General features: G+C 54.1%; 12 protein-coding genes. 10 read left to right on the top strand and 2 right to left on the bottom strand.

What is annotated here, in order from left to right:
• Positions 1-96: 96 nt before the first annotated feature.
• A complete protein-coding gene (locus HDF09_RS10025; RefSeq protein ID WP_183765423.1) occupies positions 97-1,164 on the bottom strand; it encodes an amidohydrolase family protein in 1,068 nt (355 codons plus the stop codon).
• A 135-nt stretch (positions 1,165-1,299) separates the two neighbouring features.
• Positions 1,300-2,262, bottom strand: a complete 963-nt coding sequence (locus HDF09_RS10020) for a carbohydrate kinase family protein (RefSeq protein ID WP_221270090.1) — start codon at positions 2,260-2,262, stop codon at positions 1,300-1,302.
• A gap of 114 nt (positions 2,263-2,376) precedes the next feature.
• On the opposite strand from HDF09_RS10020, the gene HDF09_RS10015 reads away from it, so the two are divergent.
• The 10 genes from HDF09_RS10015 to HDF09_RS09970 all read left to right on the top strand — a co-directional run bounded on the left by HDF09_RS10015 (position 2,377) and on the right by HDF09_RS09970 (position 18,071).
• Entirely contained in the window at positions 2,377-3,558 is a 1,182-nt protein-coding gene (locus HDF09_RS10015; protein ID WP_183765420.1) for an SIS domain-containing protein, read from the top strand.
• 3 nt (positions 3,559-3,561) lie between these two features.
• Entirely contained in the window at positions 3,562-4,839 is a 1,278-nt protein-coding gene (locus tag HDF09_RS10010; RefSeq protein ID WP_183765417.1) for a D-tagatose-bisphosphate aldolase, class II, non-catalytic subunit, read from the top strand.
• A 120-nt stretch (positions 4,840-4,959) separates the two neighbouring features.
• Complete coding sequence (agaR, locus tag HDF09_RS10005) at positions 4,960-5,790, top strand: transcriptional repressor AgaR (protein WP_260181058.1); 831 nt, start codon at positions 4,960-4,962, stop codon at positions 5,788-5,790.
• A 487-nt stretch (positions 5,791-6,277) separates the two neighbouring features.
• Complete coding sequence (locus HDF09_RS10000) at positions 6,278-8,107, top strand: alpha-galactosidase (RefSeq protein WP_260181057.1); 1,830 nt, start codon at positions 6,278-6,280, stop codon at positions 8,105-8,107.
• Positions 8,108-8,184: 77 nt separating this feature from the next.
• Positions 8,185-10,059 carry a glycoside hydrolase family 35 protein gene (locus tag HDF09_RS09995; RefSeq protein ID WP_221270089.1) on the top strand — a complete coding sequence of 625 codons (1,875 nt, stop codon included), beginning with the start codon at positions 8,185-8,187 and terminating at the stop codon, positions 10,057-10,059.
• A 204-nt stretch (positions 10,060-10,263) separates the two neighbouring features.
• Positions 10,264-11,625 (top strand): APC family permease, encoded by a 1,362-nt coding sequence (locus HDF09_RS09990; RefSeq protein ID WP_183765411.1) that lies wholly within the window; start codon positions 10,264-10,266, stop codon positions 11,623-11,625.
• On the top strand, positions 11,622-12,554 hold the full coding sequence (locus HDF09_RS09985; protein ID WP_183765408.1) for a carbohydrate kinase family protein: 933 nt from the start codon (positions 11,622-11,624) through the stop codon (positions 12,552-12,554). The genes HDF09_RS09990 and HDF09_RS09985 overlap by 4 nt, the downstream gene beginning before the upstream one ends.
• A gap of 14 nt (positions 12,555-12,568) precedes the next feature.
• The gene (locus HDF09_RS09980) at positions 12,569-13,519 is read left to right on the top strand and encodes an alpha/beta hydrolase (RefSeq protein WP_183765405.1); all 951 of its coding nucleotides are present in this window, start codon (positions 12,569-12,571) and stop codon (positions 13,517-13,519) included.
• A gap of 284 nt (positions 13,520-13,803) precedes the next feature.
• Positions 13,804-14,997 (top strand): ROK family transcriptional regulator, encoded by a 1,194-nt coding sequence (locus HDF09_RS09975; RefSeq protein WP_183765402.1) that lies wholly within the window; start codon positions 13,804-13,806, stop codon positions 14,995-14,997.
• Between the two features lie 557 nt (positions 14,998-15,554).
• Positions 15,555-18,071, top strand: coding sequence for a glycosyl hydrolase family 18 protein (locus HDF09_RS09970; RefSeq protein ID WP_183765399.1), 2,517 nt, complete (start codon positions 15,555-15,557; stop codon positions 18,069-18,071).
• The last annotated feature ends 268 nt before the right edge of the window (positions 18,072-18,339 follow it).

The following is an 18,339-nucleotide window of genomic DNA, read 5'->3' as shown; positions in this document are numbered from 1 at the left end:
AAAGAAGATTGGAAGAAGCCCATGCGCCGCAAAGTGGTTTTGTTCGGAGGTTCTACTGGGACATCATAACTATTCCAATATAGGTTGGGCGTGAGATCAGATCCGCGCACGGTTGGATGGGAGCAGGCGCAGCGCATTTTCCCGATAGACTTTGCGCAGGACGTCATCGGGGAGATTCATGCCGCAAATATTCCAGCGACCCTGCCTGGAGGCATGTGTCGGGTACTCAAAGTACTCATCTTCTGTTTCGAGGAATCGGTAGTAGAGGCGGTACATCTCGATATCCGGCACGAGGTCGGCGCCGAAGAGGATGCGGTCCGCAAAGCGCAAGAAGAACCTGCGTGCCGAGAAAGGCTGACGCCCCAGCTCCGACGCGCGTGCACTGATATCGACTAGAACGTTTGGATTGGCATTGAGCATGGCGGTTACGCGTTGCAGATCTTCTCCGTTTTCGGCCACATGCGCGGCTACGAAGGTGGTTTTGGGGTGCCTCCTGAAGACGCGGTCGCGCTGCTCCAGTAACTGATGCTTGCTGAAGGTTGCTCCGTAAAAGCTCCAATCGGGATGGGCTGAGAGCTCCTCAAAGCGTTCGTTGTTCGCATCGATGGGCAGGAAGAAGGCCTCGGGATCGCCGATGTGAACCATGACCGGAATGCCCAGTTCGCCGCACCTTTCGAAGATCGGGGCGAGTCGTTCGTCGTCGACCTGCAGCAGCTCGCCCGATACGTCACGGATGGTAAGTCCCAGGTCCTTCCAGAACTTGAAGCCAATGGCTCCGCGCTCCACCAGACGCTCCAGACGCTCCAGGCTGAGAGCGATGAAATCGTTACGCTCTACACCGGTCCAATCCATCCAGCCAATCGTCGAGAAGCGTGCCGGGGAAGCCTGATGGTAGCGATCGATCATTCTCAGAGCCTCGTCACCAACCTTCATCGTGATATTGACGATGTGCTCGATGCCACAGGCATCCATGATCCGCAGTACGTGCTCCGGGTCTTGTGCGTCCAGATGGTTGTGGTAGTCGATTACGGGATAACGGGGATGCGTGATCTCGTGGATCGGTGTGGTGAGCATCGATCTGGGATGGAAGTCGCTGAGCGGAAGTGTGACATCTGCCTTTGCCGTAACCATCGCGATAAACTTGTCTTCGTTCTGTTGCGACATGCCCTTCTCCTCGCCCACTCCGCCCCGGAACAACATAAAGAATATAAATCGAAATACTAAATAGCTTCTACTTGTTTCGTGTCTTTTGAATCACCGGGCTCATCTTCCAGTCCCCTCTTTGCGAGATTTCGTCTTCTACACGATCGGGTGCTCTGCTAAAAATTTTTCGCGGAGCGTAGCGTCCCTGTACGCTTCGGTACCTCCTGTTTTCAACGTTGAGAGGGCTCCTGCAACGTTTCCCATTGCTGCAGCGCGGAGCGGATCTTTGCCAGTGAGATAAGAGCTCAGGAAGCCTGCATTGAAGCTGTCGCCAGCACCGATAGTATCTACAGGCTGTACCTGGAGCGACGGAACCCGCTGCCGGCTTCTACCCTGCTGCACGACAGCGCCGCGAGAGCCGCACTTTACGACGATGAGCGGCACGCGTTCCGACAGAGCATCGAGAGCCTGTTCGAGAGTGGCGGTGCGCGTGATGCGCTTGATCTCATCCTCGTTAGGTAGCAGAAGGTCGATGCTATCCAGGAGCTGATCCAGAACACCGGACCATTGGTCGCTGGGGTCGTCGTTGGTGTCGAGCGAGAGTGTCAGGCCTGCGTTCTTCAAATCAGCAAATAGTTGCGGCAGATCGGGTTGGAGCCCAGTCTGCAGAAAGAGAGAGGAGAGGTGAAAGTGCCGAGCGGATGTGAGATAAGCCATATCGAGATCGGCAACTTTCATCTCAGCCATGGTACCGGGATTGGTCAAGATATGACGATGCGCGCCGTGTGGCAACAGAATCGTTACTCCAGTACTCGTATTTTCTCGAGAAGGCACTAGCAAGAGGTCCGCGCCGCTTTCTACAAGGCGTGCGAGTGCGATTTGTCCAAGCTCGTCGGTACCGACCTGGGAGATAAAGCCGACTCGACTACCCAGCATGGCTAAATTGTGCGCCAGGATGGACGAGGAGCCGCCCAAGGTGATCTTGAAATCGGATGCGAGCAACTCACGCTCCGTGGGCATTACTTCAGGCAGGCCATAGAGGATGAGGTCGAGATTCGTCTCACCCGCAATTGTGATGTCAAAGCGCTTTTTTGCTTCCCCTGAAGAGATATTTGCCAACGGAGCCTCTTTCCTGGTTTCTTATGGCACTGAGAGGTGCGCTTATTATGATTACCATCTTTTTGTTTCCATTTACTGGAATACGGTGTAGATTATAGCTTGTAAAGGAAACCAATGGCCACCCTATCCAGTTTTGTCAAAATGCCGGCAGAGAAGCAACAGGCACTAGGCCTGGTATTTACGCCACGAGAGATTGCGCAGCAACCAGACACTTGGGAGACGACGCTGGGCATCTTTCAAGAGAATCAAGAACAGATCTGTAGTTTTCTTGACCAGATCGGCTTGCGCGGACCAGTCGAGAAGAGGCCGGTCGTTATTCTTGTTGGCGCAGGAACCTCCGACTATATAGGGCAGGCTCTCACTCTTCTGTTGCGGCAGAGTTGGGGGTGCGAAGTGCTGGCCTGTCCCAGTACTGATTTGCTGCCTAACCTCGAGGATTACATTGTCCCAGGGCGAAACTATCTCTGGATCTCGTTTTCAAGATCGGGTGATTCCCCCGAAGGCGTGGCTGTGCTGGAACGGGCAATCCAGTTTTACCCGGAGATTGCTCACCTCATCATTACCTGCAACGCGGATGCGCGAATGATCGCCGTGTGCAAGCACGCCACACACTCCTGCGTTGTCGTGCTGGATGCCGCAGTGAACGATCGCAGCCTGGCGATGACCAGCTCGTTTACAAATATGGTTGTGATGGGGCAATGCCTCGCGCATGCCTGGTCGATCGAGGAATATCGCCCCATCCTGCATCGGTTGGTTCGCGCGGGACGGCAGTTTTTGGTCAGCGGCGCGGAGGAAGCAGAACGTCTTGCGTCGCGAGGCTTCTCGCGTATCTGCCTGGTGGGTAGTGGCTCGTTGTTCAGCGTTGCGAAGGAGTCGGCGCTGAAGGTGCTTGAGATGACGGCGGGCCAGGTGAAGACGATGTCGGAGACGGTGCTTGGTCTTCGTCATGGACCGATGGCCGCTCTCGATGACCAGACGATCTTCGTGTGCTTTGTCTCCCAGGATCATCGCAGGGCTCTGTATGCGCGAGATCTTCTCCGTGAGGTAGGCGAGAAGGGAATTACCGCGGAGCGTATCGCGGTTGGTCCAGCATCGGAAGAGGCTGAGATCAAATCCTGCTGCGAGTCGTACCTCTCTATCCATGATGAGATTCCCGATGCCTACAGACCGGCGCTCGACGTCATCTTCGGACAGTTGCTTGGACTTTACTGCTCCGTCTTTCACCAATTGAAGCCGGACGCGCCCAGTCCGGATGGCGTGATCAATCGTGTCGTGCAGGAGTTTGGGATTTATTAGACGATGTCCTCTCTTCTTCAGGATCATCTCGCGAAACGCAAGGCGGGGATCGCCTCTGCTGTGTACTCGGTCTGCTCCGCACATCCATGGGTGATTCGTGCGGCAGCAGAGCAGGCAGCGCATGGACGCTCGCTTCTGCTGATTGAAGCTACGAGTAACCAGGTTAATCAGTTTGGCGGATACACAGGGAAGCGGCCAGCGGCCTTTCGCGAGTTTGTTCTGCGGCACGTTGCCGATGCGGGTTTTTTGCCAGAGTCGTTGATCCTGGGGGGAGACCATCTCGGACCGAACCCATGGCGAGCTCAGCCGGCAGCGAAGGCAATGGGGTTTGCCGAGGCAATGGTTGGGGAATATGTGCTGGCTGGCTTTACCAAGATTCACCTTGATGCCAGCATGGCGTGTGGCGATGACCCGGCGGTGCTGCCGGATGAGGTGGTTGCGCAACGGACAGCGCAGCTTTGCCAGGCGGCAGAGAGAGCGCGCGGCGCAGGTCCGGCTCCGGTCTATGTGATTGGCACGGAAGTGCCTACACCCGGCGGCGCTACACACGCTCTTGACGAGCTGCAGGTGACCTCAACTGCCGCCGCAACCCATACCCTGGCTGTGCACAAGCGCGTCTTCGAAGAGCAGGGTTTGTCGGATGCGTGGCGTCGCGTGATCGCTCTGGTCGTGCAGCCTGGAGTGGAGTTCGGTCATGATTCTGTGATCTCCTACGATCGGAAGAAGGCGAAGCCGTTGGTCGACTGGCTTCGCGCCCAAACCGAGAACATCGTCTTCGAGGCACATTCCACTGACTATCAACTCTCCGGCGGATATGTTGAGCTGGTTGAAGACGGCTTTGCCATCTTGAAGGTAGGCCCTGTGCTGACCTTTGCCATGCGTGAAGCTCTGTATGCGCTTGAAGATATGGAATCGCAACTGCTTCACGCGGCGCAGCGCTCGGACCTTGCACGGGTAGTGGAGGAGACGATGCTGCGAGAGCCCGCAGATTGGCAGGTGTATTACCAGGGCACGCTGGAGCAGCAGCGGCTTTTGCGGATTTACAGCTATAGTGACCGGATCCGGTACTACTGGCATCGTCCGGAGATTACTGCTGCGGTCGATCGGCTGATCTCTAATCTGTCCTCTGTCTCGATTCCGGAGAGTATGTGCAGCCGCTATCTGCCGGCGCAGTATGAACGCCTTCGTCGAGGCGAGATTGCCGGTGATGCTGTGTCTCTGATTGTGGATCGCGTTCGCGACGTGCTGCGAGTCTATGGGGCGGCGTGTGGACGGCAGTAGCCACGTTTTTTACCAGCCCGCGCAAGGGTGATCGGCTGATGCATGTCTGGCTGCGAATTGCGCGCTATATTGGTGCATGATAGTGTCAAAGACCACCATAGAGGTAGGATTCGAAATCATATGAAGCACAGGAATGCTCCAAAGCTTCCCATCAAGGCCGCGTCGCCAGAGGTTGAGCCCGGCTCGCAGATGCTCATTGAAGAACGCCGTCAATATATCCTCGCGCTGGCTCGTCAGAATGGGCGCGTAATTGTTGAGGATCTCTCGAAGGACCTTGGTATTTCGCGCATTACCATCCGCAAGGATCTCGACTATCTGCAGGCAAAAGGTGTTCTGCAAAGAACCCATGGGGGTGCTCTCCTTCCCCAATCGGGAGCTTTGTTTGATCCCTCTTTGAAAGAGAAGGAAACACAGCACTCACAGGAAAAACAGCGTATCGCGGATGCTGCGGTGGCGCTCGTTAAGGAGGGGCAATGTGTTCTGCTCGACTCGGGCACAACAACCACTGCGATTGCCAAGGGGTTAAAGAAGTTTTCCTATCTGACCATTATTACGAATGCGGTCAATATTGCTGCTGAGCTCAGCGGGACAGATTTTGAAGTTATTCTGACCGGAGGCTCGCTGCGCAGGAATTCGTTCTCGCTGGTGGGCCCGCTTGCCGAAGAGGTGCTGGCCGAGATGCACGCCGACATTCTCTTTCTGGGGGTTGATGGGTTCGATCTGGAGATTGGGCTTACGACGCCGAATGTCATGGAGTCACGAGTCAATCGAGCAATGGTAAAAGCTTCTACAACGACTGTAGCCGTCTGCGACTCGACCAAGTTTAATAGACGAAGCCTGTCTAAGATCGTTGACGTTGCTGCGATCCATCATGTGATTACAGATACCGATCTTCCGAAGGCAATGGCGGAAGGAATACGGGATCTGGGTCTCAAGCTGACTTTGGTCTAGGATCACGCTCTCAATGAGGCGGGATTCAAGCCGCGAACGTCGCACGTTGATCTTGTCAACGGATTGTTCTGATCGCACGCAAGGTTGCGCCCGTGAGAGACGGATTTCTTCCGTGCTCGATTGCACTCACTCAAACGAACTCGCTCATAATCCTGCTTCCTGAGACCTCACAAATAAATAGGCTCAAAAACAAGACCGATTATCTTTTATTTCGTTATACTTCTTTTTCGATGTAATGAAGTTCCAGACACGTTCTGGGAAACAATCTCTTGGAAAAGGCGGCAAGACAATCTCTATGCGATCCCGGCAAGTACGTATGTTTCTGAGTTGGATCTCCAGTGCCACTTTGTTGTGTGTTGGTAGTGCGGTGTCCGGGTCTGCGCAGGATTTGTTCGATGCGGGCGCGGTAACGTCTCATAACGATGGAGGCAAGTACTTCCTGAGAGACAGCGCCGTCGAAGCCAGATGGACTGTCGCGGACACTCGCTTGAGTGATATCTCTGTGACGGATCTGCGGGATAAGCGCACGGTTTCGGTGCCGTCGTCCTTTAGTCTTCGCTTCGCCGACGGTTCGATCGTGCGTTCGCAAGACCTTCACTTCGCGGCACCGCCAATGGTTCACGATCTGAAGGGACAGCCGAACGTTTCTCGCTACTCGGACGAGATTGACGGGAAGGTGTTTGAAGGTGTGCTTGAGAATAAAACGGGCGATCTGCGCGTTGACGTTTCGTTTGTGCTTCGAGACGGGTCGAACTACTTTCGTCAGATCATTGTGGTTTCGGCGCCGCAGAATGCTCTTGCGATTCGTGATGTTCGCATGATCGACCTGGACCTTCCGGAAGCGCAGGTCTCTGGAACGGTGGCAGGCAGTCCTATTGTTGATGGCAACTTCTACTTCGGCTTTGAGCACCCACTCGCGCTGGTTCAAAAGGTGAGAGGCCACGCGCTCGCCGATCTGGAGCGCGCGTTGCCTCTGCCGAAAGGCCAGTCGATCCAGTACTCTTCCGTGATCGGTGTAGCTCCTACAGGCCAGATGCGGAGAGCGTTTCTTGCGTATCTCGAACGCGAGCGGGCACATCCCTATCGCACCTTTCTGCACTACAACTCCTGGTACGACATTGGGTACTTTAATCCTTACGATCAGGCGCAGGCGATTGATCGCGTGAATACCTTTGGCCGTGAGTTGCAGGAAAAGCGCGGCGCGAAGCTTGATTCCTTCTTGTTCGATGATGGCTGGGATAATCATGCTTCCTTGTGGAAGTTCAACAAGGGATTTCCTGACGGCTTTACCGGGGTGACGGAAGCGGCGGCAAAGTTGGGGGCCGCTCCCGGCGTGTGGCTTTCCCCCTGGGGAGGATATGACAAGCCCAAGCAGGAGCGCATTGAGTTTGGCAAAGCGGCCGGGTATGAGATTGTTTCAGGCGGGTATGCTCTCTCCGGGCCAAAGTACTACGACGCCTTCCGCGATGCGTGTGTTGAGATGATCCGCAAGTACGGTGTCAATCAGTTCAAGTTCGATGGAACTGGCAATGCCAATACCGTCTTCCGGGGAAGCCGGTTCGACAGTGACTTTGACGCCATGATTCATCTGATCGGCGAGCTGCGTCAGGAGAAGCCGGATATCTACATCAATCTCACCACGGGAACCGACGCCTCACCCTTCTGGCTGTTGTATGCGGATTCAATATGGCGCGGCGGTGAAGATGATGACTATGCCGGGGTTGGAAGCAATCGCGAGCGCTGGATTACCTATCGCGATGCGGACACCTACGCCCATATTGTGTCGCGGGGGCCGCTCTATCCACTGAATTCGCTAATGCTGCATGGGATTATCTTCGCGAAGGAAGAGAGATTTCTGAACACAGATCCGGGCAACGACTTTACCAACGAGGTGCATGACTACTTTGGAACGGGAACTCAACTGCAGGAGCTCTACATTACACCGTCCTTGTTGACCACGAGCAATTGGGACGTACTGGCGGAGGCAGCAAAGTGGTCGCGCCACAACTCGGATGTGTTGAAAGATACACACTGGGTTGGCGGCGATCCAAACTGGCTGAATGTTTATGGCTGGGCTTCGTGGTCGCCGAAGAAGAGTATTCTGGTTCTGCGGAATCCATCCGATAAACCACAGAGCATCACGATCGACCTTCGCAAGGCGCTGGAGTTGCCGGCGGGTGCGTCTGAATCTTACTCGGCCAAGAGTCCTTGGAAGTCTGACGAGGGGAAGGCTGCACTCAGCTTGAGCGCTCGCACTCCGCACCAGTTCGACCTCGGGCCCTTTGAAGTGCTGACACTTGATCTCCAGCCGAAGTAGCCTTCTCCGCCTCATCGCGGTCTGCGAGCGTGATGAGGCAGAACAGCCATAGCAAAGCAGGATTTTAAGGAGATTGAATGTTCGCGTATCTCAAGATGGTTTCCTTATTCGTAGGCTGTTGTCTGACCACGGCCTTCTACGCTGGCGCACAAGTACCGGCCACCCCCCATGAGGAGGGACATACGTTTGAGGTGCAGGGCGACCACTTTGTTCTGGACGGGAAGCCGTTTCGTGTTATCTCGGGCGAGATACACTATCCTCGGATTCCGCAAGCCTACTGGCGAGCTCGCCTCAGAATGGCAAAGGCGATGGGGCTGAACACAATTACGACCTATGTCTTCTGGAACGAGCATGAGCCGAAGCCTGGGGTCTACGATTTTTCGGGGAACAACGACGTTGCCGAGTTTGTACGAGAGGCGCAGCAGGAGGGATTGTATGTGATCCTGCGGCCAGGACCTTATGTCTGCGCGGAGTGGGAGTGGGGTGGTTATCCGTCCTGGTTGTTGAAGGATCACAGCATCGTGGTGCGGAGCAGCGATCCGAAGTTCATAGGACCGGCGACGCAATGGATTACGAGACTGGGACAGGAGCTGGCCCCGCTGCAGATTGGTAATGGCGGCCCGATCATCTTGACGCAAGTTGAGAATGAGTATGGCTCCTACGGCAAGGACCACGCGTACATGGAGCAGATGCGTAAAGCATTGGTGGACGCCGGGTTTACGAAGTCACAGCTTTATACAGCGGATGGGCCGGAAGAGGTGCCGGATGGGTCGCTGCCGGAGCTTCCGGTTGGAATTAACTTTGGCGGCGATGGTGTTGGCTCGGCGCAGAATTCTTTTGCGACTCTGAAGAAGTTTCGGCCGGATGGGTTGCTTTTCAATAGCGAGTATTGGGCGGGGTGGTTCGATCACTGGGGCGGCAAGCACGCGGACACCAGTACCAAGGATCAAGCAACGAACCTGGACTGGATCCTGCGGCAGGGGTATTCGGTGAGCATCTACATGTTTCACGGTGGGACTAGCTTTGGCTGGATGAATGGAGCGAATATCGACGGGGGAGTCTATGAGCCGGATGTGACGAGCTATGACTACGACTCAGTTCTGGACGAGAGTGGGCGGCCAACTGCGAAGTATTTTGCGTTTCGCGATGTAATTGCGGGGGCCGCCGGCGTTACTCCGCCTCCCGTGCCGGAGGTAGCTGCGACGATCGGCGTTCCTTCGGTGACGTTGGCGCAATCGGCTTCATTGTGGAAGAACCTGCCGGCACCGATTCATTCGGAAGAGGTGTTGAGCATGGAGGACGTGGACCAAGCGTATGGGTACATTCTTTATCGCACTCATCTGAAGGCTGCTACCGGGGCCGATTTGGTGCTCGATCAACTGCATAGCTACGCGCAGGTTTATCTGGATGAAAAACTGGTGGGTACGCTCGATCGCAGACTGAAGCAGGACCGGCTCTCTCTTCCAGCTACGAAGAAAAACGCTCAGCTCGATATTCTGGTGGAGAATACAGGGCGTGTAAACTTCGGTCGCATGATTGGTGGAGAGCGAGCCGGTATTACGAAGCAGGTGACGCTGGCTGGAAGACCGCTTTTTGGATGGGAGATATTCTCGCTTCGTATGACGGCGGTAGATAATCTTCACTATTCCACGAAGCCTTGTGACGGCGCGTGCTTCTATCGTGGTTCCTTCGAGTTGGCTGGGGTGGCAGACACATTTTTGGACACCAGCGAGTTTACGAAGGGCGAGCTATGGCTGAATGGACAGGCGCTTGGCAGGATATGGAATATCGGACCGCAGAAGACGTTGTATGCTCCCAGCCCATGGCTGAGGAAGGGCCGGAATGAGATTGTAGTGTTTGACCTGCAGGGAAAGATGGGAGCTGTTGTTCGCGGTTTGGAAAAGCCTGTGCTAGGAGGGGGTTCTCCAGAATTGCTGAGAGTGCCCGAGTAGTCTTTCGAGACGCCGGGCTACACGAGGATGACTTCGACTCCTAAAGGACTGAATGAATTACGTCATAGGCTAATCCCTGTTCGCTCTTTGTCGTAATCGCTCCTCAAACTGCAAATGACTTTGGAAACTTATTAACGACTATTGACAAAGAATCTCTACTGCCCGATACTCGTCTGTATCATCCATGGTGACCCGGAGCCTCTGATGCAGGTCGATCTAGCGGTTGTAGAGGAGGATTTAGATCGCCGGATGGGGATCTTCGGAGCCTGCACCTCCAACATGCTCAACATGATAGGCGTGGGACCCTTTCTGAGTATTCCTCTTATCCTGGTCGCAGTGCATGGTTCAAAGGTTTTGCTGGCCTGGATTCTAGGTGCGGCAATTTCATTGTGCGATGGTCTTGTATGGGCAGAGTTAGGATCTGCCATGCCTTACTCTGGCGGCCCTTACTTTTATTTGCGACATGCATTTGGAGCCCAGACTTATGGCAGGGCAGCAAGCTTTCTTGTTCTTTGGTCCTCTGTACTTACTGCGCCGCTTCTTATCGCCTCGGGCGCAGTAGGCTTCTCACAGTATTTTCATTACCTCAGACCGTCCGTTCACGATGCGGGTCTTTGCGCGCTGGCGATGGCGGTCTGTCTTATCAACGTCGTGTTGCTCTATCGCAGGATCACTACCATCAGCGCGATCTCGATTGGTCTCTGGATACTAGTCGTCGGAACAATCGTCTGGATCATCATTGGTGGAGCGGAGCACATTCCATCTGCTCTCAGAGCGCAGATCGGCGGTGGGTATCCAGTTCTAGATAGCGCTTTTTGGAAGGGCGTGGGTGCAGCGACTCTGATAGCGGTCTACGACTATGCCGGTTACTATAACGTCTGCCTGATCGGTGCCGAACTGAAGCGTCCCGAACGCACGATCCCATACTCGATTATCGTCTCCATCCTAATGGTGGCTATTCTTTACATTGCCATGAACCTTGCCATTCTAGGTGTATTACCGGTTCAGCAGAGCATGCATTCAAGCGCGATCGTAGCGGACTTCATGCAGACGGTTTACGGTGCCAAGTCTGCAAGAGTGGCCGATGTGCTCATTCTGGTTGCGTCATTCGCTTCAGTGTTTGCGATTCTGCTTGGCTACTCGCGCATTCCATTTGCTGCCGCAAAACAAGGGGAGTTTTTCAGCATCTTTGCGAAGCTGCATCCAACGAAAGACTTTCCACATATCTCGCTGGTTATCCTGGGCGTTCTCTCCGCTTGTGCTTGCATGCTCAGCCTCAGTACGCTCATCAGCCTTGTGATTGTCATTCAGGCGATGATCCAGTTTCTCGCTCAGTGCGTCGCCGTGGTTTTATTGCGCCGTCGTCATACTGAAGAAGACAACTCCACGTTTCTTATGCCGCTCTATCCCTTGCCGGTAGTGATTGCTTTTGTGGGGTGGCTTCTTGTTCTTATCTCCACTGGAGCGAGAGATATACTCATCGCTTTTGCGATGACGCTGATAGGAGTAGCGGCTTTTCTCTATAAATCACGGCAGGAACAAAGATGGCCTTTTGAAATCATATGACTAAGAGCTGGAATATTGCCGTTGCAGGTGAAGTGTTTGTAGACCATATTTTTACTGATTTTGATCACGTCCCATTGCCGGGAGAAGAGGTCTTCGCGGAGCAGTATCACCGCGAGGCTGGAGGCGGGACTGTCAACACAGCATGTGCTTTGGCTCGTCTTGGACATCACTCGTCCATTTTCGGCGTGTTTGGTAAAGATGAAGAGGCGTGGCTTCGATCGAGACTCAGTTCGTTTGGCGTGCATGCCGAGCATTCCTGCTCCTCCGAGTTGCCCAATGCGCTTACGATAAGTATGTCGACCACAGTGGATCGCAGCTTTCTAAGTTATGCGGGAGCAAATAGAATTCTGGAAGAGTTTGTAGTTTCGCCGGAGACAATTGCGGCCCTTTCCATGGCTCAGCATATTCACTTTGCAATGCCGCTCGAAGTGGGAGTTGCAAGAGTATTGTTGCCTTCTCTGCGAAACGCCGGTTGCACTCTTTCTATTGATCCGGGATGGCGTAAGGATTGGTTCCTTAACACCGACAATCTTGATGTATTGCGCATGGTAGATCTGTTCTTACCAAACGAAAGTGAAGCGCAGTTGCTGACCGGGCATAAGACACCGGAGCAGATGTTACGTGCATTTGCAGCGCTAGGGTTGGAACACACGGTTATCAAACTGGGATCCCGGGGAGCAGTCGCTCTTCAACACGATCGCCTGTACACGATGGAGCCACCCAATGTTCAAGTTGTAGATACTACCGGCGCGGGCGATGCTTTCGATGCCGGCTTCATCGATGCCTGGCTATGCGGGGCCGATCTCGAAGAGCAACTACGGAGGGCGTGTATTTGCGGCTCCTTGTCTACCCGTGCTCGCGGCGCACTTACCGCTTTGCCCTTCCGCGAAGAGATTCTGGATGATGTACTGGAAAAATCTATCTTCTGAATCGTGGAGAACGAATGTCGAACCTGTCGATGGATCCTGCGTTCGCGCCACTAGCTAAGCAACCGAGAGTAGTCCTTCGTGATCCAAACGTCGCGCGTGAAGCGCTCTCTGCAGCTCGGCTGGGAACGCGGGCATTATCAGAATCTGACCTTGAGATTAAAGACTACGATGTTCTCTCCTCTGATGAGGAGAGGGTGCAGATACCCGTGCGGATCTATCGCAGAAAAAATGCGGTGGGCTCGCTGCCTGTATTGCTTTACTTTCACGGTGGTGGATTTTTTTGCGGCGACCTTTTTTCTGAAGAGTCACAATGTGTCCATTACGCTCTGAACGCACAGTGCGCTGTTGTATGTGTTGCATACAGACTCGCACCTGAGGAACCGTTCCCTGCTGCTCTTACCGACTGTTATCGGACGCTTGAGTTTCTTTGGAGCGAAAGCCGCGATTTGAATCTCGATCGAGACTTAATTGCTGTAGGAGGTTCGAGTGCGGGAGCGAACCTTGCTGCCGCGGTCGCTCTTCTTGCTCGCGATCGTATGGGACCAAAGATCTGCTTTCAGATGCTATTGATTCCGGCCCTGGATGACCGTTTGGAGACAATGTCAGCACGTCAATTTACGGACGTTCCTGACTTTGGGAGATCCGAGGCAGAGGTTATGTGGCGCTGGTACCTGGGTGAACACGCACATGATATTTCGCCCTATGCAGCACCGGCACGAGCTAAAGATTTATCTCATCTGCCCACTTCCTATGTTCTCTGCGCCGGCCTTGATCCGTTGCGTGATGAAGGTCTTGACTATGCACGTCATCTGACAGAAGCCGGAGTAGCCGTTGAACTCCATCTGGTGCCATCGATTCCTCATGGCTTCGCTAGTATTCCATCCGCGGCGATCTCAAAGCGGTTGTTGAAAGAGCAGGTCGAGGTGTTGCGTGGTGCATTTTCGAGCAAATCGGAGCAGTTGTGAGCCCATGGCCCCTTCAGCATGCGCACCGACACGGGCGGTGGCTGATCGTGGCTAATCTCAATCCATAATGGTCAAAGAAGGATTCTGACGTCGCATGCAGTTTTCTGCGAATTAGTAAACGCCAAAGCGATTTGATTTGAAGATCTCGGATAGTTTTTTGATCGTGGACCTGGTGAGAATATGATTTTGAACTGGAATCTGACCGACAGCACCAAGTATCACCGGAGGGGTTGTGGTAGATAAGCCTGATTGGTGCAATTCCAATCGCTATTTAAGGCGGCGTAATGAGTAAGAATCGGTTGTTGATTGGTAATCCAGCATTAATGCGTCAGACGAATGCGCGCATAATTTTGATGCTGTTGAAGAAACTGGGTCACTCGTCGCGCGCAGATATTGCACGTGAAACCGGCATGAGCGCACCAACGGTTGCGAACGTCATCTCTGATCTCAACGATCTGGGGCTTATTGAGTGGATCGGGGAAGGTACCTCGAGTGGAGGGCGACGACCTGACAATCTTCGTTTCAAAGCTGACTATGGGTATCTCGCAGGCGTGGATGTCACGGTTGATTCGTTTCGAGTGCTGCTGACTGATCTTAACGGAACTCTTCTCGAGGAGCAATATGAACCTCTTGCGAAGGAAGCCCGGAGCCCGAGTGCCGTTATTGAGGTGTTGCGCGTCTCTCTGAGGGAACTAATGCAGAGACGTGGTCTGCCATGGAAAAAGTTATTAGGGATGACAGTCGGTGTGGCGGGAATCACCAATACCAGAGATGGAATTGTCATCTCTGTCAGTAGTTCAGACACCTGGAGAGACGTTCCTCTTCTGGAGATGCTAAAAAAGCAGTTTTCTTGTGCTCTGTTTGTTGAGAATGATACCAACCTTGCTGCGATTGGAGAACACTTTCGCGGGATCGCCCAAGCCGAGGAAAGCTTTATCTTCGTGACTGTGGGTGCGGGAGTGGGTGCGGGAATATTTATCAATGGCCGGATCGTGCATGGATCAAGTTGGTCGGCTGGAGAAATCGGTTATCTTCGTATCCCCAATATCTCCAGCATGCAGCCTGCGTTGTACGAATTCGGCCGCCTCGAGCAGGTACTGGGCGCTCCAGGCATTTTAAGAAGCTGGAACGCAGTTAGTAATAAGGCTGGGGTATCGGCAAAGATACGTAAAGCAAGTAGTGTGCTTGACCTTGCGCGAGAAGGGAACTCAGTTGCACAGAGGATCGTTCATCAACGCGCCCGCCTTCTTAAGGACGTGGTTCTGAATCTCTCTTTAACTCTGAATCCCAGCCTCTTTGTATTCGGAGGCGATCTTGGCGCCCATCCGGCGCTATTTGAGCCGACGGTGGAGATGCTCCGCAAGAGTGAAGTCGCGGTCGCCCGGGTGCTCCCGAGCAGCCTTGGAAATTCGGCGGTCGTATGGGGCGCCATCGCCGTCGCAATGAAAGATGCGGAACAGAATCTATATCGCTACTAAATCGGACGCGGGTTTACTCCAGTCCTGCTGGGGCGATCCACGGCCCACAGAGACGTGATCGTAAGACCTGACAACACTTTCCATCGCCTTGCGGTAATAAGCTGGCCTGCGGGCGGACCTCTCCGTAGAGAAGAAGAAATGGTGGTTTAGGTTGAAATCTTGTTGACCGACCGACATTGTAATGATAGGTTCGTAAGTATCTTTTTTGAGCCTAAGATTTAATGTCTACATTTCGGGTTGATGTCGTTGTAAGCAGAGCTTTTTGCGGCTAACTCGTTTTCTGGCTGCCCATTTCGGTCTGTTCTGTCGACGCATCGATGGAGGTTTCGAATGTCAACGAACGTCGAAGCGCTTACTACCCGCAATCATTGGTTGGCTGTTTCATGGGCACTTGGGTCGCGCTATGGATCCTCTCTCCTATCCTGTTTGCTCAAGGCTTTGTCATGGGGCCGCTCACAGGTTTTACCCGAGAGTAATCTGATGCGACTCCACTCGAGTTCCCAAACTTCCAACCGCGGGTGGGCGGGGACTATGCCCCCCGAATTCAAGGAGATCTGATGAAGCGTATTGTCCTCTCCGCATTTCTGCTCTGCAGCCTCATCGCTCTGATGCTGCCTGGGGCGGCGTCAGCCCAGAGTATTCCCAATTGGGCAGTCGGCGTGTCTTACTCTGTTGGTTCGCTGGTGATGTACCAAGGTGTCGAATACAAAGCGCTCCAAGCTAACGTATCCGAAGTAGGTTGGGATCCCATCGACGCACCAGCCCTCTGGCAACAGGTCGGCAGCGGTAGCTCCTGTACAACGATACCCAGTACTCCTACCGGTTTGACGGCTTCTGGGACTACCAGCTCCGGTACAAACCTTAGTTGGTCTGCAGTTACCTTCCCCACGGGCTGCAGCGTTAGTTACAAAGTTTTGCAGGGGGCGACCTCTATTGCAACGCCGACAGCAACATCCGATGCCGTAACTGGCCTCTCTCCTTCGACTGCCTACAGCTTCACCGTCGAAGCGACTGACGCCGCCGGCACATCAGCAGCCAGCTCTGCCGTGAGCGTCACGACTCTGGCAAGTTCCGGTACCGGAGGCACATGCGGTACAGCGTGGAGCGCGACTGCTGTCTACACTTCGGGAATGACGGCCAGCCTGGCAGGGGAAAACTACGTCGCCAACTACTGGACCCAAAACCAGAGTCCGGCGACCAACAGCGGTGGCGCCGGCAGCGGCCAGCCCTGGACTGCGACAGGAGCCTGTTCGACCTGCTCAACTGTGCCTAGTGTCCCAACTGGTTTGGCAGCTTCCGGTACGACCAGCTCCAGTACGAACCTGAGTTGGACAGCGGACACTACTCCCACGGGTTGCACCGTTAGCTATAAGGTACTGCAGGGAGGGAGTTCCATCGCAACCCCGACCGCACCATCCGATGCTGTTAGTGGCCTTTCTCCTTCGACTACTTACAGCTTCACGGTGGAGGCGACTGACGCCGCTGGCACATCAGCAGCGAGTTCTGCTCTAAGTGTGAAGACCTCTCCAAGCTCCTGCACGACTAAACCCAGCGCCCCGACAGGACTAACAGCCTCGGGTGCGACCTCCTCAACTGCAAACCTTAGTTGGACAGCAGTATCAGCGCCGTCTGGTTGCACTATCAGCTACTCGATATCCGGAGGTCCTTCTACTCTTACTTCAACGACCGCATCCGACGTTGAGAGTGGGCTAGCTCCATCCACCACCTATACCTTCACAGTTGTTGCTACCGACTATGCCGGTACATCGCCCGGAACTTCGGTAAACGTTACGACAACCGCACCGAGCACGTTGATCGTTGGGGGATGGTTTGAAGAGTGGAGCATCTATTATGCCGGCTACAACATCGCGAACATGCAGACAAATGGTGTTGCCAGTAAACTCACGCATCTCTTCTATGCTTTCAGCGGTTTGACCGCGCCAACGTCTGCGACCGCAGCATGCGTCATCGCCGACTCCTATGCCGACTATCAGAAGTTGGGCGTGCCCCAGGTAACTGGACCCTACAGCGGAGCTGGGGGTGTTTATGGAAACTTTGGCGCAATCCAGCAACTCAAGGCGGCTTATCCTAACCTGAAGACGATCATCTCTATAGGTGGTGCAAACGCTGCTGCAGTGTCTGCCTTCACAACTGCCGCCAGCACTGCAGCCGGACGCACAGCGCTTGCCAGCTCCTGCATCAACATCTTCATTCAAGGCAATATCGCTTCAGGGATCACTGCTCCGGGCCTGTTCGATGGCATCAACATCGATTGGGAGTTCCCGACTCCGACTGACACAACTAACTTCACTGCACTATTGACAGAGTTCCGCAGGCAACTGACCGCTCTAACGGCAACCACCGGTAAGACGTATCAGTTGACCTTTGACGCGCCTGCTGGCCCGTCAGACGCGAACAACCCAGGCGGCTTCGATACGATCGATATTCCAGGTACGTTCGCTCAATCGGATTTCGTCACCATCGATGGCTACAACTACGCCGGAGATTGGGAGTTAGCAACCAACGACGCATCTCCTATTTACGACGATGCTGCCGATCCCTTGAACGGAACCGGCAATACGATTGATGCGACGGTAAACTACTACCTCGCAAAAGGCGTACCGGCCTACAAATACACCATGGGCTTCCCGGCGTACGGTGCCGGGTGGACCGGGGGACTAAACAATACAAACTGTGGCGAGTATCAGAACGCGACTGCGGTTTCTCCAGTTCCTAACGCCAATGGCGCTGGGGTCTGTTCAACGGGGAATAACCAAAGTTCGCCAGCGGCAGGATGTGACACATTGCTGACGAACGGACTAGCAACCTATGGGACGATCAAGAACCTATTGAGCAACGGGTATACCGCCTGCTACGACTCCACAAGAATCGCCACTTCGGCGTTCAACCCAACCACACAGACCGTCTTCAGCTACGACGATGCCACCTCGATCGCTGCAAAGGCAACCTACATCAAGGCGCATGGTCTTGGTGGCGGCTACGTGTGGGCGGTGAAAGACGACGATGCCAATGGAACTATCGTGAAAGCCCTGGCTGCAGGTCTCAATCCGTGACCTATAGCTATGCAATCAAAGGCGTCCTAACCGATCTCCTGGGACGGGGCGCCTTATAAGTTCACCAGTCAGATCGCGGCGAGCCGCGATCTGACTCCAACCTAAACCTGCTGAAGACCGATTTTAGTTGTGGCTGTGATACAGAAAATTTAATTCTTACAGCAGAAACCCGCACCACTTATGGAGAGGCTCATGCTAAAGTCACGTTCCGCTGGTTGCCGAATACAACTCAACATTTCAAGGTCGTGTGAAGATGTTGCGTTCGTTG

It is taken from the genome of Edaphobacter lichenicola, from assembly GCF_014201315.1.
In the GTDB taxonomy this organism is placed as follows: domain Bacteria; phylum Acidobacteriota; class Terriglobia; order Terriglobales; family Acidobacteriaceae; genus Edaphobacter; species Edaphobacter lichenicola_B.
The sequence above is the reverse complement of the archived record's forward strand: the minus strand, read 5'-3'. Positions and strand labels throughout refer to the sequence as shown.

Coding starts and splice junctions, on each gene's coding strand:
- HDF09_RS10025 (WP_183765423.1), bottom strand. CDS start 1,164: ATGTCGCAACAGAACGAAGACAAGTTTATCGCGATGGTTACGGCAAAG.
- HDF09_RS10015 (WP_183765420.1), top strand. CDS start 2,377: ATGGCCACCCTATCCAGTTTTGTCAAAATGCCGGCAGAGAAGCAACAG.
- HDF09_RS10010 (WP_183765417.1), top strand. CDS start 3,562: ATGTCCTCTCTTCTTCAGGATCATCTCGCGAAACGCAAGGCGGGGATC.
- agaR (WP_260181058.1), top strand. CDS start 4,960: ATGAAGCACAGGAATGCTCCAAAGCTTCCCATCAAGGCCGCGTCGCCA.
- HDF09_RS09995 (WP_221270089.1), top strand. CDS start 8,185: ATGTTCGCGTATCTCAAGATGGTTTCCTTATTCGTAGGCTGTTGTCTG.
- HDF09_RS09990 (WP_183765411.1), top strand. CDS start 10,264: ATGCAGGTCGATCTAGCGGTTGTAGAGGAGGATTTAGATCGCCGGATG.
- HDF09_RS09985 (WP_183765408.1), top strand. CDS start 11,622: ATGACTAAGAGCTGGAATATTGCCGTTGCAGGTGAAGTGTTTGTAGAC.
- HDF09_RS09980 (WP_183765405.1), top strand. CDS start 12,569: ATGTCGAACCTGTCGATGGATCCTGCGTTCGCGCCACTAGCTAAGCAA.
- HDF09_RS09975 (WP_183765402.1), top strand. CDS start 13,804: ATGAGTAAGAATCGGTTGTTGATTGGTAATCCAGCATTAATGCGTCAG.
- HDF09_RS09970 (WP_183765399.1), top strand. CDS start 15,555: ATGAAGCGTATTGTCCTCTCCGCATTTCTGCTCTGCAGCCTCATCGCT.